At 40.0% G+C, this 15,200-nt stretch carries 14 protein-coding genes; 13 read left to right on the top strand and 1 reads right to left on the bottom strand.

Features of this window, described 5'->3' with window-relative positions; translation table 11 throughout:
* The first annotated feature begins 10 nt into the window (after positions 1–10).
* The 9 genes from L6472_RS07050 to L6472_RS07015 are packed head-to-tail and all read left to right on the top strand — an operon-like array spanning position 11 to position 10,265.
* The gene (locus L6472_RS07050; RefSeq protein ID WP_237803747.1) at positions 11–1,027 is read left to right on the top strand and encodes a VWA domain-containing protein; all 1,017 of its coding nucleotides are present in this window, start codon (positions 11–13) and stop codon (positions 1,025–1,027) included.
* Between the two features lie 12 nt (positions 1,028–1,039).
* Complete coding sequence (locus tag L6472_RS07045) at positions 1,040–2,053, top strand: VWA domain-containing protein (protein WP_237803745.1); 1,014 nt, start codon at positions 1,040–1,042, stop codon at positions 2,051–2,053.
* Entirely contained in the window at positions 2,050–2,769 is a 720-nt protein-coding gene (locus L6472_RS07040) for a tetratricopeptide repeat protein (protein ID WP_237803744.1), read from the top strand. The genes L6472_RS07045 and L6472_RS07040 overlap by 4 nt, the downstream gene beginning before the upstream one ends.
* A 44-nt stretch (positions 2,770–2,813) precedes the next feature.
* Entirely contained in the window at positions 2,814–4,385 is a 1,572-nt protein-coding gene (locus L6472_RS13630; RefSeq protein ID WP_370640828.1) for a BatD family protein, read from the top strand.
* Positions 4,348–5,328 carry a tetratricopeptide repeat protein gene (locus L6472_RS13625; RefSeq protein ID WP_370640827.1) on the top strand — a complete coding sequence of 327 codons (981 nt, stop codon included), beginning with the start codon at positions 4,348–4,350 and terminating at the stop codon, positions 5,326–5,328. Before L6472_RS13630 ends, L6472_RS13625 begins: the two co-directional genes overlap by 38 nt.
* An 11-nt stretch (positions 5,329–5,339) precedes the next feature.
* A complete protein-coding gene (locus L6472_RS07030) occupies positions 5,340–6,041 on the top strand; it encodes a phosphatase PAP2 family protein (protein ID WP_237803743.1) in 702 nt (233 codons plus the stop codon).
* A 6-nt stretch (positions 6,042–6,047) separates the two neighbouring features.
* Positions 6,048–7,268, top strand: a complete 1,221-nt coding sequence (locus L6472_RS07025) for an S-adenosylmethionine:tRNA ribosyltransferase-isomerase (RefSeq protein WP_237803742.1) — start codon at positions 6,048–6,050, stop codon at positions 7,266–7,268.
* A gap of 13 nt (positions 7,269–7,281) precedes the next feature.
* The gene (locus L6472_RS07020) at positions 7,282–8,343 is read left to right on the top strand and encodes a DUF2027 domain-containing protein (protein WP_237803741.1); all 1,062 of its coding nucleotides are present in this window, start codon (positions 7,282–7,284) and stop codon (positions 8,341–8,343) included.
* Complete coding sequence (locus tag L6472_RS07015; RefSeq protein ID WP_237803740.1) at positions 8,340–10,265, top strand: NAD(+) synthase; 1,926 nt, start codon at positions 8,340–8,342, stop codon at positions 10,263–10,265. Before L6472_RS07020 ends, L6472_RS07015 begins: the two co-directional genes overlap by 4 nt.
* 67 nt (positions 10,266–10,332) lie before the next feature.
* Here L6472_RS07015 and L6472_RS07010 read toward each other — a convergent pair whose 3' ends face one another.
* Positions 10,333–11,313 (bottom strand): ROK family protein, encoded by a 981-nt coding sequence (locus L6472_RS07010; RefSeq protein WP_237803739.1) that lies wholly within the window; start codon positions 11,311–11,313, stop codon positions 10,333–10,335.
* Between the two features lie 204 nt (positions 11,314–11,517).
* On the opposite strand from L6472_RS07010, the gene L6472_RS07005 reads away from it, so the two are divergent.
* From L6472_RS07005 to L6472_RS06990, 4 genes are read left to right on the top strand one after another with little or no spacing between them, the layout of a single operon-like run.
* Positions 11,518–12,144 (top strand): LysE family translocator, encoded by a 627-nt coding sequence (locus L6472_RS07005; RefSeq protein WP_237803738.1) that lies wholly within the window; start codon positions 11,518–11,520, stop codon positions 12,142–12,144.
* Positions 12,145–12,156: 12 nt separating this feature from the next.
* Complete coding sequence (locus L6472_RS07000) at positions 12,157–12,702, top strand: DUF4924 family protein (RefSeq protein WP_237803737.1); 546 nt, start codon at positions 12,157–12,159, stop codon at positions 12,700–12,702.
* Between the two features lie 3 nt (positions 12,703–12,705).
* Complete coding sequence (gene rfbD, locus L6472_RS06995; protein WP_237803736.1) at positions 12,706–13,554, top strand: dTDP-4-dehydrorhamnose reductase; 849 nt, start codon at positions 12,706–12,708, stop codon at positions 13,552–13,554.
* Positions 13,555–13,600: 46 nt separating this feature from the next.
* Positions 13,601–15,190, top strand: coding sequence for a peptide chain release factor 3 (locus tag L6472_RS06990; protein ID WP_237803735.1), 1,590 nt, complete (start codon positions 13,601–13,603; stop codon positions 15,188–15,190).
* Positions 15,191–15,200 lie beyond the last annotated feature (10 nt).

Below are 15,200 nucleotides of genomic sequence, written 5' to 3'. Positions count from 1 at the left end.
AGAATAATAAATGGAGTTTGCCAATAAAGAATATTTATTTCTACTCTTTCTTATTATACCATATTTGATATGGTATCTTTTATATAGAAAGAAAAGTGAGCCAACAATCCGCCTTGCAAACACTTTCTCGTTCGCTCAGGCACCACGCAGTTGGCGAGTCCTTTTCATTCCAATATTGCCAATTCTTCGTATTTTTGCATTTGTTTTTCTCGTTATTGCTTTAGCAAGACCTCAAACACATGATTCAAAGACTAAAGAGAATGTTGAGGGTATTGACATTATGATGGCCATGGATGTATCTACATCAATGCTGGCAGAAGATTTAAAGGATCGTGCACATCATGCTCGCAACCGACTTGAAGCTGCAAAAATAGTCGCAGCAGAGTTTATCGCCGATCGTCCCAATGATAATATAGGCTTGACAATCTTTGCTGGCGAGGCATTTACTCAGTGTCCCATGACCACTGATCATGCGTCGTTGTTGTCTCTGTTACAAAATGTTCGTACGGATATTGCTGCAAGAGGATTGATAGATGATGGCACGGCCATTGGTATGGGTATCGCAAATGCCGTCAGCAGACTTAAAGACTCTCAAGCTAAGAGTCGCGTGGTTATTCTATTGACGGATGGTACAAATAACCGAGGAGATATATCACCTATGACCGCTGCCGAAATTGCAAATAGTTTAGGTGTTAGAATCTATACTATTGGTGTCGGAACCAATGGAACGGCTCCATATCCGCTTACCGTAGGAAATGACATCCAATATATACAAGTACCAGTAGAGATAGACACAAAAACGTTGAATGATATAGCATCCACGACAAATGGAAAATTCTATAGAGCGACAAATGCCGAGGAATTACGTGAAATTTATCATGAGATAGACAAATTAGAGAAATCTAAGTTGGAAGTTCAGAAGTTCAGCAGGTATTACGAGGATTATCAAAGATATGCCCTTTTCGCTATAGTCTCACTAATGATTGAGATTTTGTTGAGGGTGACAGTATTTCGTCGTATTCCATAAAGAATAAATAAGATGTTTAGATTTGAAAACCCAGAATATTTATGGCTTGTGTCAATTGTAATTGTATTGGCACTTATCTATATTGTTCAATATTTTAAACGGAAAAGCAGTCTTCGTAAATTTGGCGATCCAAATCTTTTGTATCAACTGATGCCAGATGTGTCAAGATGGCGTGGACTGATTAAATTTCTTTTGCTCGAACTATCGTTGGTATTCATGATTATCATGTTAGCTCGTCCACAGGAGGCAAATCAAATTAGTGAGGAAAAACGCTCCGGTATTGAAACAATGATTGCGATAGACATTAGTAACTCCATGTTAGCAGAAGATGTCACTCCAAGTCGTTTGGATCGTGCAAAGATGTTAGTGGAAGGACTTGTTGAGACCTTTAGCGACGACAAAATAGGTCTGATTATCTTTGCAGGTGATGCTTTTGTACAGTTGCCTATTACAAATGACTATGTATCCGCAAAGATGTTCCTCAATAGTATTGAGCCATCAATGATAGTCAATCAGGGTACAGATATTGCAAGTGCTATTAATATGGCTTCTCATAGCTTCACTCAACAAGAACATGTAGGAAAAGCAATTATTGTGATAACTGATGGCGAAGACCACGAGGGAGGCGCACTAGAGGCTGCCAAGGAAGCAAAAGACAATGGGATGAATATTTATATGTTGGGAATCGGCACATCGAAAGGTGCTCCCATTCCTAACAAAGAGACCGGTGGATATATGATTGATCGTACAGGTGAAACTGTATTGTCAAGACTAAACGAGGACATGTGTAAAGAGATAGCTCAGGCTGGCGGTGGTGTCTATATACATGTTGACAATTCATCAAGTGCTCAGCAAATACTTGATAAGGAACTTGATAAACTTGAGAAGAGTGACTCCGCTGTATATAGTAACTATTCAGAACAGTTTCAGACATTTGGTGTCATTGCACTAATACTGCTGATTATTGAGATAGTATTATTAGAGCGAAAGAATCATTTGCTGAATAAGATAAAAATATTTAAATGATGAACAAATATATTCTTTTTATAAATATCTTTATTCTTTCTTGCATTTCTGCTTACGCTCAAGAGTATGAAAACTTACAAGCAAGAAAGTATATACATCGTGGTAACAAGCAATTCCATGCAGGCAAAAGAAAGGATGCTCAGATTCTCTACATGAAGGCTTCAGATGCAGACAAAAACCTTGCACGTGCAAAATATAATCTTGCGACTGCTATGTTCCCCAAAGATTGGAAGTCCACTACAAAGGAATTTGGAGACTCAATGATTAGTATTTTTCAGAAGGCCGTTGAAGTAGAACATAATCCTCTGCGTAAGTCTATGGGTTATCACAATATTGGTGTTATATATCAGGGGCAAAAAGATTTCCAGAAAGCTATCGAATCGTATAAAAATGCTCTAAGAAACAACCCAAATGACGATGAAGCTCGTTATAATTTAGTCTTATGTCAGCGACAATTGAAGAATCAGCCTCAGCAGAATCAAGATAATAAGCAGAATCAAGACAAAGAGCAACAGAACAAGCAAAAACAAGAGCAACAGAAGGAAAATCAGAAAAAAGATCAGCAAAATAAACAACAAGAGCAAGAACCTCCGATGAGTAAAGAAAATGCAGAGCAATTATTGAAGGCTGCTCTGCAACAAGAGAAGAAGACTCAAGAAAGGATGAAAGATGCTCAACAACAACCCCAAAGAAGACGTATAGAAAAGAATTGGTAATGTTAAATACATTTCAAATGATAATCAATAATAAACTTCTACACATGATATTCATGTTGCTGTTACTGCATACTACTGCAGTTGCACAGCAGCTGACGGCTAATGCACCTCAACAGGTAGAAAAGGGACAACAGTTCCGACTTACATATACCGCCACAACTCAAGATGTATCAGGATTCCGAATCGGTCAGATTCCAGATGCATTTGAAGTTTTGATGGGACCAAGCACTTCGACCCAAAGTAGTTTCAGTATGGTAAATGGTAAGACTTCTCATTCGTCAACCATTACCTATACATATATTCTTAGTGCAGAAAAGAATGGAACTTTCACGATACCGCCAGCAACCATTAATATTGATGGCAAACATGTAAAATCAAATATAGTCAGGATCCAGGTCGTAGGTTCTGCGTCAAGCAACAACCAAGGCAGAGCATACCATGGAGACACACGTGCTTCTGGAACCAATATATCGGGAGCTGATTTATTTATAAAGGTAACTGCTTCAAAGCAACATGTTGTTGAGCAAGAACCTATCTTACTGACGTATAAAGTCTATACATTGGTGAGACTATCGCAGTTAGAAGGAAGAATGCCGGACTTGAAGGGTTTCCACACCCAGGAGATACCTTTGCCTCAAGAAAAAAGCTTCAAAATTGAGCAATATAATGGTAGAAATTACAAGACTGTTACTTGGAGCCAATACGTCATGTTTCCACAGATAACTGGTAAACTTGAAGTTCCTGGTATTACTTTTAATGGCATCGTGGTGCAGGAGAACAGGAATGTCGATCCTTTTGAGGCATTTTTTAACGGTGGCTCTGGTTATGTGGAAGTCAAGAAACAAATCAAGGCTCCTGGTATATCTATTCATGTTGATCCTCTTCCAAATAAACCTGTCGGTTTTTCTGGGGGAGTAGGTAATTTCTCTATTAAATCAGAAATTGACAAGACGAAACTGCAGGCGAACGATCCGCTTACTATTAAAGTGACAATTAGCGGTGTAGGCAACCTGAAACTCATCAAGCAACCAGAACTTCAGTTTCCTAAAGACTTTGATACCTATGACCCTAAATTGACGGAGAAAACTCATCTGACCGCTAATGGGTTAGAGGGAGAAGTTATTTATGAGTATTTGGCTGTACCACGTCATCAGGGACAATATGACATTCCTGCAGCAGAGTTTACCTATTATGACACTAAAACGCGCCAATATAAGACTCTGTCAACAGAGGCGTATCATCTTGATGTAGCCAAAGGTGAAGGTAATGATAGTGAATCTCAGAGTTACGCCAACCAAGAGGACTTGCAATTGTTAGGCAGCGATATACATCATATTAAATTGAATGATTTCAACCTTCAACAGAAGGACCAGTCTTTCTTTGCATCAATGAATTATTGGATATCAATCGCAGTGCTAATGATTATCTTTATCGCACTCTTTATAATTTTTAGAAAGCGAGCCATAGAGAATGCTGATTTGGTAAGGATGCGTGGAAAGAAAGCTAATAAAATTGCAACAAAACGATTGAAGAAAGCGGCAAAACTCATGAAGGACAATCGTCCAGACAAATTCTTCGATGAAAGTGCTGAGAGCACTATGGGGCTACGTTGGTGATAAAATGAATATTTCTGTAGAACAACTTTCAAGAGACAATATTAGCGAGCGTTTTAATGAGCGTCAAGTAGATCAGCAAGTTATCAATCAGTTTGTTGAAGCAATTGACGAGTGTGAGTTTGAGAGATATGCCCCCGGCGATTCAAAAGTCAACATGTCTAAAGTATATAATACTGCTATGACAGCCATAGAACACGTTGAAAAGTATCTGTTATTACTTCTTTTGTTTGTTTTTGTTCCTATCAGCAGCCATGCTGTTAGCAAAGCAGAAGCAGATAGTTCGTATATAAGTGGAAATTATCAATTAGCAGTAAAACAATATAAGCAGATTTTAGAACAAGGAGTATGTGCAGAGTTGTATTACAACTTAGGCAACGCTTACTATCGAACAGATGATTTCACCCAAGCAATTATAGCTTATGAACGTGCTTTACGACTATCGCCAGCAGATGGTGATATCAAGCACAATCTGCAAATGGCTCGTAGTAAGACTGTTGATAAGATCACTCCAGAAAGTGAACTTTTCTTTGTTACATGGTACCACGCCTTTATCAATCTATTAAGTGCTAATGGTTGGGCATACCTTTCTCTTGGAAGCTTGACTCTGACAATCGTACTAATGCTGCTGTATTTGTTTTCAAATCCTCTATGGATTAGGAAGTTAGGATTCTTTGGGGGAATAGCATCCCTGTTTGTATTTGTACTTGCAATCATATTTGCTTGGCAGCAGCAAAGCAAGTTGTCCACCCACAATGAAGCAATTATCACGGTATCTGCGGTATCCATCAAAAGTGCACCGTCGGAAGGTGGGAAAGATATATTCTTACTTCATGAAGGAACAAAAGTAAGCATCACCGATGACACCATGAACGAGTGGAAAGAGATTCGCATCTCCGATGGTAAAAAAGGTTGGATAGAGGCTGATAAGATGGAAATTATTTAATGATAATAAGTATGGATTTAAGTACACTTATAGATATAGACAGACAAGTACTATTGTCAGTTAATGGCAGCGAGTCCTTGTTCATTGATGGATTGGCCAAAACACTGACTACTGCGGCAACCTGGATACCATTGTACCTGTCGCTATTCTATGTTGTGTTAAAGAACAATGATAGTATTCAAAAAATAATATTAATATTAGCCAGTGCGGCTCTATGTGTTATCTTAGCAGGTTCGCTAAATGATGTCATTGTAAAGCCATTTGTGATGAGATGGCGTCCAACTCACGATGACATAATTGGCCTACATGTAGATGTTGTAAACGGATATAGGGGAGGAAAATATGGTTTTTTTTCCTCACATGCTGCCAACACATTCAGTATTGCGGTCTTATTCGCACTTCTGATTAAAAGTCGTATTTTGTCAATTACCTTATTTGTATGGTCTTTGATTAATTGTTGGACGCGTCTATATTTAGGTGTCCATTTTCTTGGCGACATACTATGTGGGCTTTGCTGGGGTGGTATTGTCGGCCTTAGCATTGGTTTTATGTATTTACGCATTAAGAAGCATCTTAACTATTCAAATAGTTATATATCTTCGCATTACACGAAAACGGGTTATCAGAAATCAGACATCGATATTGTTCTGATCATTTTCATGCTCACAATCTTGTATGCTATTATTAGAGCCTGTTGCTATTTATATATTTAAGTAAAGATGGAAACAAAACATATTCATATTAGTGATTACAATTATCCTTTACCAGATGATCGAATCGCAAAATTTCCATTAGCGAAACGTGATGAATCCAAACTTCTGGTATATAAAAAGGGAAATATCAGTGAGGATCATTTCTATAATCTCTCTGAATATTTGCCACATGGCGCACTTATGGTCTTCAATAATACTAAAGTGATTCAAGCACGACTTCATTTTCGTAAGGAGACTGGTGCACTCATTGAGGTTTTTCTGTTGGAACCGGCAATGCCTTCAGATTACGAACAAATGTTTCAAACAAAGGGACAGTGTTCTTGGCTTTGTCTTGTCGGCAATCTAAAGAAATGGAAAGAGGGCACTCTTGAACGACAATTGACTATAAACGGTGAATCTCTTATATTCACGGCAACTCGTAGAGATATTCATGGCACCAGTCATTGGATTGACTTTTCATGGAACAACGAGCACATCTCTTTTGCTGAGATATTGGAATCAATGGGCGAACTTCCTATTCCGCCATATTTAAATAGAGAAACACAAGAGAGCGACAAAACGACCTATCAGACTGTGTATTCTAAAATCAAGGGTAGTGTCGCTGCACCAACAGCAGGATTACACTTCACTCCCGATGTTCTGAAATCTCTTGATAGTCATGGTGTTGATCGTGAAGAACTGACGCTTCATGTTGGGGCGGGTACTTTCAAGCCTGTTAAGACAGAAGAAATTAATGACCATGAGATGCATACGGAGTATATCTGTGTTCATCGTCGCACTTTGGAGAAACTGTTAAAGCATGATTGTTGGGCCATAGCTGTAGGCACAACAAGTGTTCGTACACTCGAAAGTCTGTATTATATGGGACTGAAAGTTCTTAAAAACCCACAGATTTCTGAACGTGAACTTCACGTATGTCAATGGGAACCTTATGATAACAGTGATGCTAAATCTATTCCAGTACGTGAATCTATCCAAGCATTGATAGATTGGCTCGACAAGAATCAGCTACCTGCCCTGCACAGCAGCACACAGATTATCATTGCGCCAGGCTATGAATACAAAATCGTAAAGATGCTGGTGACGAATTTTCATCAACCACAATCAACTTTGCTATTGCTTGTTAGTGCCTTTGTCAATGGAGATTGGCATAAAATATACGATTACGCTTTAGCTCACGATTTTCGCTTCTTGAGCTATGGTGATAGTTCATTGTTAATTCCTTAATGATACAATTAAAATGAAGATAGGAGATAAAGTTAGATTTTTAAGTGAAATCGGTGGAGGTAAGGTTGCCGGTTTCAAAGGCAAAAATATTGTATTGGTTGAAGACGAAGATGGTTTTCAAGTTCCCATGCAAACGAATGAGGTCGTGGTTATCGGTGAAGAGAATTACGAGACAAGTCATGTCATTGAAGTGAAACAACATACTAATAAGTCTCTTGAAAAGGAAACAGAACCAGCTGATAGGCCTATTACTTTCAAAGCTCAGCCTGAAGAAAGAAAGGGTGGTGACACACTTTCTGCTTATTTGGCATTTGTTCCTATGAATATCAAAGAATTGTCTGACACACGATTTGAAGCATATTTTGTCAACGACTCTAACTACTACATGCGTTTCACGTATGCATCGGCAGAAGGAAATAGTTGGAAGTTAAGATCAACAGAAGAGGTCGAACCAAACACAAAACTGTTTTTGGAGGAGTTTGGCAGAGAAGACCTCAATGCTTTTGAACGTGTCGCCATACAAGTCCTTCCTTACAAGCATGAAAAGCATTATCTGATAAAGCCTGCAGTAGATGTTCAGTTCCGTATAGACGCGGTCAAATTCTATAAGTTGCATACGTTTCAAGATAATGCATTCTTTGAACAGCCAGCTTTGATCTATACGATTATCAAAGATGACAAAATGGTCCGGCCTTTAGTCATTGATGCACAACAGTTGAAAGCTAATATGTATCAAAAAGGAGATGTCGCTTCTGAAGTTCGTACTGATGTCAAAGCAGAACACAAGGCAGGAGACCCCATCATTGTAGATCTGCATGCGAATGCTCTTTTAGATAATACCAATGGGATGAATGCTACAGATATCCTCAATTATCAATTAGATGTAGTACGTAAGACTCTCAAGATTTATGAGAAGAAGAAAGGTGCAAAGATTATCTTTATTCATGGAAAGGGTGAGGGCGTTTTGCGCAAGGCACTTATTAATGAGCTACAATACAAATATAAACAATATACTTACCAAGATGCATCTTTCCGTGAATACGGTTATGGTGCCACACAAGTGACAATCAAATGAAATACGGATTAATCAAAGTAGCCGCAGCAATACCGAGTGTTCGTGTGGCTGATGTGGAATTTAACGTCCAGCAGATAGAGAGTCTGATTGTTCAAGCTGAAGGAAAAGGTGTAGAACTTATTGTGTTCCCAGAACTAAGCATCACGGGATATACTTGCCAAGACCTTTTCAGCCAGCAATTACTTCTTGATAAGGCAGAAGAATCTTTACTTGTTCTTCTAGATTTTACACGTAAGCTAAATATAATCTCTGTAGTAGGACTCCCTGTTCGTGTTGGCGCTTTGTTATACAATTGTGCAGTTGTCATTCAGCAAGGAACGATCCTTGGTGTCATTCCCAAAACGCACTTACCCAATTATAACGAGTTCTATGAGAAAAGATGGTTTGCCTCAGCATCCGATCTTATTCCACAGGATATTTATCTTGCAGGTAGCCCCATACATATATCTAATGAACCCATAGTCTTTCGCACTTGCGATGGTGCTTGCTTTGGCATTGAGATTTGCGAAGATGTATGGGCACCGTTGCCACCAAGCAACAATCTTGCTTTGGCAGGAGCCGACATCATCCTAAACCTATCTGCAACAGACGAATTAAATGGGAAGCATAAGTATCTATGCTCACTTCTTTCGCAACAGAGTGCAAGAATGATGTGTGGCTATGTTTATAGTAGTTGTGGTTTTGGAGAGTCAACTCAGGATGTCGTTTATGGTGGAAATGCGCTTATTTACGAGAATGGCATCATGCTCGCAGATGCTGACAGATTCTCAATAGACCCACAATTACGCATTCAACAAATAGATATTGACAGACTTCGTCTGGAACGCCAGAACAACACAACTTTCCGTTCTGCACAAGTAGGAGCTGTAGCGCGTTATATCAATACAAAACTTGTAGAACAACGTGATTTCGAATTGATACGCACCATTAATCCTTATCCGTTCATTCCATCTGAGGGCGAAATGGCAAGTTCTTGTGAGGAAATCCTTAATATCCAAACGATGGGCCTGTGTAAACGTCTCCATCACACACACTGCGAACATGTAGTTATTGGAATTAGTGGTGGACTGGATTCTACTTTGGCATTACTTGTAACTGTCAGAGCTTTTGATAAATTAGGATTGTCTCGCTTGGGAATTACAGGAATCACGATGCCTGGATTTGGCACAACAGACCGAACACATGATAATGCCATAAAGTTGATGCAATCACTGGGGATAACAATTCGTGAAATCAATATATCCAAATCTGTTCTTCAGCATTTTGAGGATATTGGTCATTCTGTAGATAATCACGATGTGACTTACGAGAATTCTCAAGCACGCGAACGAACTCAAATACTGATGGATGTTGCAAATCAGGTTGGTGGTATGGTTATTGGTACAGGCGACCTTTCCGAATTAGCTTTGGGATGGTGTACATACAATGGTGACCATATGTCCATGTACGGTGTTAATGCAGGTGTCCCTAAAACATTAGTACAGTATCTTGTAAAATATATAGCCGAACAATCTGCTTTCATACAGGAAAGAGAGACTCTGATTGATATCGTACAAACACCCATATCGCCAGAACTGATACCTGCAGATGTTGATGGGAACATTGCTCAGAAAACAGAAGATCTCGTAGGTCCTTATGAACTACATGATTTCTTTTTATATTATCATCTTCGAGTTGGATTCCGGCCTTCTAAGATATTCATGCTTGCGCAACATGCTTTTGAAGGGAAATATGATGACGACACCATCAAACATTGGTTGAAGATATTCTGTCGCCGTTTCTTTAACCAACAGTTTAAGCGTTCATGTCTGCCAGATGGTCCAAAGGTCGGAAGTGTGAGCCTTTCTCCCCGTGGAGACTGGCGCATGCCGAGCGATGCTTCAAGCATCCTTTGGTTAAAGGAGTGCGAAGAGCTATCATAACATTTACCCCCGTTATCCAATGCATGAAGGATGACGGGGGCAAATGTTAATTGTATATTTTGAAGGATTACACCTCCCATCCAACGGCAGAAGCACCAAGTACTGCGGCAGACGAACCGTCCAGACCACTAACCAAGAACTTGGCTTTGCCCTTGAATATCTTTAGAACATGCTTGTCGTATGACTCACGAATCGGTTTCATAATCAGTTCGCCAGCCTTAGTCATGCCACCAAAGAAGATAAAGGCTTCGGGTGATGAGAATGCTGCAAAATCAGCACATGCTTCACCCAACATGTTACCTGTAAACTCGTAAATCTCATTAGCCAATTCGTCTCCCTTTTCTGCAGCGATAGAAACATCAAGGGAGGTTATTTCTGCAGGGTCTATATCGCGGAGTAGGGACGGACGCTCTGTGGTCGATAAGATCTCGCGTGCTGTTCGTGCTACACCTGTGGCCGAGCAATAAGCTTCAAGACATCCAGTACGACCACATCCGCAAGTACGGCCGTTTTCGCGGCGCATAATCACATGTCCAAGTTCACCAGCAAAACCATCGTGACCATAGAGCAACTGACCATTGACGACAATGCCAGAACCGACGCCAGTGCCAAGTGTAATCACAATAAAGTTTTTCATGCCTCGAGCAACTCCATAAACCATTTCTCCAATAGCAGCCGCATTGGCATCATTCGTCAGGGCAACAGGAACACCATTCAGCTTGTCGCTGAACATTTTTGCCAAAGGTACGATTCCGTCATGTGCCCAAGGCAGGTTAGGAGCAAATTCGATAGTTCCTTTATAGTAGTTACCGTTAGGAGCACCAATTCCCATGGCTTTAATTGTTTCAATGCCGCCTACTTGCTCAATGATGGGCTGTAATGCTTCTACAGAAGCAGCAACGTAATCTTCTGCAGAAGTAAAACCTCCAGTTTTTATGGCAGTTGTGGCTTTTATTTCGCCACGGGCATCTACAATTCCAAATACAGAGTTTGTGCCTCCTAAGTCCAAGCCGATAACATATGGCTTAATAGTTGATTGTGTATCCATTATTATACATTTAGTGTGAGTAAAATTATTTGCAAAGATAAATTAATTATTTGATATAATTAGCTTACTTAACATTTTTTATACGTGAAATAAAAAATATTATTGGCTCATTCTTAATTTCTAATTTAAATTAGTAACTTTGCACACATTATGCCATTTGTTGTTAACACGATACCAAACATATTAGATATTGTATTTAAGGGAATGCTCATAGGTATTATTGCTTCTGCGCCTATGGGACCAGTTGGAGTACTCTGTGTTCAGCGTACACTGAACAAGGGGCGATGGTATGGTTTTGTTACGGGAGTTGGTGCTTCTGTAAGTGATATGATTTATGCAGGAATTACCGGTTTGGGAATGGGATATGTGGTCGATTTTGTCAGCAACGACACCACACGTTTTTATCTTCAGATTGCGGGAAGTATCATGTTGCTTTTATTTGGAGTCTTTACTTACCGCACTGACCCAACAAAGAACATACGCAAGCCTGGTCAAAAGAAGGGCACGCTGGCACACAATGCCATCACGGCATTCTTGGTGACCTTGAGCAATCCGCTTATTATATTCTTGTTTATGGCACTCTATGCCCAGTTTGCTTTTGGACTGCAGCCCGATCATCCTATCGACATGATTGTTGGCTTCCTAAGCATTATTGGAGGTGCATTGTTGTGGTGGTGGTCATTGTCGTGGCTGGTTGACAAGATTAGAACCAAGTTTGATCAAAATGGCATCAAATTGATAAATCAGATTATCGGCATGCTGGTGATAGTCGGTAGTGTTATTATCTTACTCTCAACGCTTACCAGTTTGCATCTCTATCATATATTTTAGTTATTTCTTATTATGTTTATTGCACAGGAATTACGTAAAAAGAATATTGCGGAATACCTGCTTTACATGTGGCAGGTTGAAGATACAATTCGAGCTTTTGACTGTTCGCTTTCTCGTCTTCGACGCGAATATATCGATCGCTTTGATTATAATGATGAACAAAAGTCCGATGAAATTGATTGGTTCGGTAATCTAATAAAGATGATGAACGAAGAAGGTTGTCGGGATAAGGGGCATCTTCAGATTAATAAAGTGACGCTTCAGTTGTTGACAGAGTTGCATGACCAGCTATTAGCATCGCCAAAGTTCCCATTCTACAATAGCGCTTATTATAAGGTTCTGCCTTTTATAGTAGAACTGCGCAATCATGGTGCTAACAAAGATGAAGGCGAGATTGAGACATGCTTGAACCTGCTGTATGGTGTTATGATGCTCCGATTGCAAAAGAAGGAGGTATCACCAAGCACCTCGCATGCTGTGAAGGAGATTTCTACGTTTATAGGAATGTTATCTGACTATTATAAAAAAGACAAAGAAGAAGGATTAAAGTTTGATTAAGTCATGAATATTCTTATCACGGGCTGTAATGGTCAACTTGGCAATGAGTTGCAACTGCTGGAGGAAAATTATCCGCAGCATACGTTCTTCAATACTGATATTAAGGAATTGGACATTACAAATCAAGACGATATTGCCAATTACGTAATCAGTCATCGCATCGACGGCATTGTAAACTGTGCTGCATATACTGCTGTTGATAAGGCAGAAAGCAATGCGGAATTGTGCGAACTGTTGAATAGCCGCGCTCCCGTTTTCTTGGCGAAAGCGATAGAAAAGTGTGGAGGCTGGATGATTCAGATAAGTACGGACTATGTGTTCGACGGCACAAATCATGTGCCATATGTAGAAACAGACCCTGTATGTCCTAACAGCATATATGGTCGTACTAAATTAGAAGGAGAAGTTGCTGTACTTAAGGCTTGTAAGCAATCAGTGATAATCCGTACAGCCTGGTTGTATTCTACTTTTGGAAGCAACTTTGTAAAGACAATGATTCGTTTAGGTCAGGAACGTGACGAGTTGGGAGTCATCTTCGATCAGATAGGAACACCCACCTATGCGCATGATTTGGCTTTGGCCATTATGACAATCATCGATAAAGGAATAATCCCTGGTACTTATCATTTTAGTAATGAGGGGGCTATATCCTGGTACGATTTTGCAAAGGCAATCTATCGCATTGCTGGTATTGAAGACTGTCGGATAAGACCTTTGCATACGGTTGAGTATCCCACACCAGCAGCACGACCACATTACAGTGTACTTGATAAAACCAAGATAAAAGAGACTTATCAAATAGAAATACCCTATTGGGAAGAGTCATTAAGAGAATGTATAGCGAAATTATAAACAATGTTTTAGGCAAGTGAGCTTGAAATCCTAATAATTGAAAGCAATGCGCGAAGAAATAGAAAGAAGAAGAACATTTGCGATCATATCGCACCCAGATGCTGGTAAGACCACTTTGACCGAGAAATTTCTGCTTTTTGGTGGACAGATTCAGGTTGCCGGTGCTGTTAAGAGTAATAAGATTAAGAAAACAGCAACCAGTGACTGGATGGAGATTGAAAAACAGCGTGGTATTTCGGTCAGCACATCAGTGATGGAGTTTGATTATACACCTGAGGGTAAAGATATAGAGTATAAAGTAAATATCCTCGATACCCCTGGTCACCAAGACTTCGCAGAAGACACCTTCCGCACACTTACGGCAGTTGACTCTGCCATTATCGTGGTTGACGGAGCTAAGGGTGTTGAGACTCAGACGCGCAAACTCATGACCGTCTGCCGCATGCGCAAGACTCCAGTTATTATCTTCATCAATAAGATGGACCGTGAAGGACGTGATCCTTTCGATTTGCTCGATGAATTAGAACAAGAATTGGAAATTAAAGTGCGTCCTTTGAGTTGGCCTATCAATCAGGGAGCAAAATTCAAGGGTGTCTATAATATCTATGAGAAAAAACTGGATCTGTTCACACCAGACAAGCAGCGCGTCACCGAGAAGGTGGAAGTGAATATTGACAGCGATGAATTGGATAAACGAGTAGGTAGTAGTGATGCTGAAAAACTGCGTGAAGACCTTGAGTTAGTAGATGGTGTCTATCCAGAATTCGATGTCGAATCGTATCGGTCAGCTGAGGTGGCCCCTGTATTCTTCGGTTCAGCACTAAATAATTTCGGTGTTCAGGAACTGTTGAACTGTTTTGTAGAGATTGCCCCATCTCCACGACCTACAAAAGCTGAGGAACGTGAAGTTCAACCTGATGAGCAGAAGTTTACGGGTTTCATTTTTAAAATTACCGCAAACATTGACCCGAACCATCGTTCATGTATTGCATTCTGCAAGGTATGTAGTGGAAAATTTCAGCGCAATGTGCCATATCTGCATGTACGTCAGGGAAAGACGATGCGCTTCACATCTCCTACACAGTTTATGGCTCAGCGTAAATCAACCATTGACGAGGCGTGGCCAGGGGATATTGTTGGCTTGCCAGATTCTGGTGGCGTATTTAAAATTGGTGATACATTGACTGCTGGTGAACAACTACATTTCCGTGGTTTGCCTTCTTTCTCGCCCGAACTTTTCAAATACATTGAAAACGATGACCCTATGAAATCAAAGCAGTTGCAAAAGGGCATCGATCAGTTGATGGATGAAGGTGTGGCGCAGTTGTTTGTCAACCAGTTTAATGGCAGAAAGATTATTGGTACGGTTGGCCAACTGCAGTTCGAAGTTATCCAATATCGTCTGGAGAACGAATACAATGCCAAGTGTCGATGGGAACCTGTTCATCTATATAAAGCGTGTTGGATATCAAGCGATGATGAACAAGAATTAGAGAACTTCAAGAAGCGTAAATACCAATATATGGCCAAGGATAAAGAGGGACGCGATGTCTTCTTGGCCGACTCGGGCTATGTGCTTCAAATGGCTCAGCAGGATTTTGAACATATTCAATTCCACTTTACAAGTGAGTTTTAATTGCAATTAT

Source organism: Prevotella sp. E13-17, from assembly GCF_022024035.1.
GTDB lineage: Bacteria > Bacteroidota > Bacteroidia > Bacteroidales > Bacteroidaceae > Prevotella.
The sequence above is the reverse complement of the archived record's forward strand: the minus strand, read 5'-3'. Positions and strand labels throughout refer to the sequence as shown.

Bases quoted from the DNA above. Each gene is read 5' to 3' on its own strand.
- L6472_RS07050 (WP_237803747.1), top strand. From the start codon at position 11: ATGGAGTTTGCCAATAAAGAATATTTATTTCTACTCTTTCTTATTATA.
- L6472_RS07045 (WP_237803745.1), top strand. From the start codon at position 1,040: ATGTTTAGATTTGAAAACCCAGAATATTTATGGCTTGTGTCAATTGTA.
- L6472_RS07040 (WP_237803744.1), top strand. From the start codon at position 2,050: ATGATGAACAAATATATTCTTTTTATAAATATCTTTATTCTTTCTTGC.
- L6472_RS13630 (WP_370640828.1), top strand. From the start codon at position 2,814: ATGATATTCATGTTGCTGTTACTGCATACTACTGCAGTTGCACAGCAG.
- L6472_RS13625 (WP_370640827.1), top strand. From the start codon at position 4,348: ATGAAAGTGCTGAGAGCACTATGGGGCTACGTTGGTGATAAAATGAAT.
- L6472_RS07030 (WP_237803743.1), top strand. From the start codon at position 5,340: ATGGATTTAAGTACACTTATAGATATAGACAGACAAGTACTATTGTCA.
- L6472_RS07025 (WP_237803742.1), top strand. From the start codon at position 6,048: ATGGAAACAAAACATATTCATATTAGTGATTACAATTATCCTTTACCA.
- L6472_RS07020 (WP_237803741.1), top strand. From the start codon at position 7,282: ATGAAGATAGGAGATAAAGTTAGATTTTTAAGTGAAATCGGTGGAGGT.
- L6472_RS07015 (WP_237803740.1), top strand. From the start codon at position 8,340: ATGAAATACGGATTAATCAAAGTAGCCGCAGCAATACCGAGTGTTCGT.
- L6472_RS07010 (WP_237803739.1), bottom strand. From the start codon at position 11,313: ATGGATACACAATCAACTATTAAGCCATATGTTATCGGCTTGGACTTA.
- L6472_RS07005 (WP_237803738.1), top strand. From the start codon at position 11,518: ATGCTCATAGGTATTATTGCTTCTGCGCCTATGGGACCAGTTGGAGTA.
- L6472_RS07000 (WP_237803737.1), top strand. From the start codon at position 12,157: ATGTTTATTGCACAGGAATTACGTAAAAAGAATATTGCGGAATACCTG.
- rfbD (WP_237803736.1), top strand. From the start codon at position 12,706: ATGAATATTCTTATCACGGGCTGTAATGGTCAACTTGGCAATGAGTTG.
- L6472_RS06990 (WP_237803735.1), top strand. From the start codon at position 13,601: ATGCGCGAAGAAATAGAAAGAAGAAGAACATTTGCGATCATATCGCAC.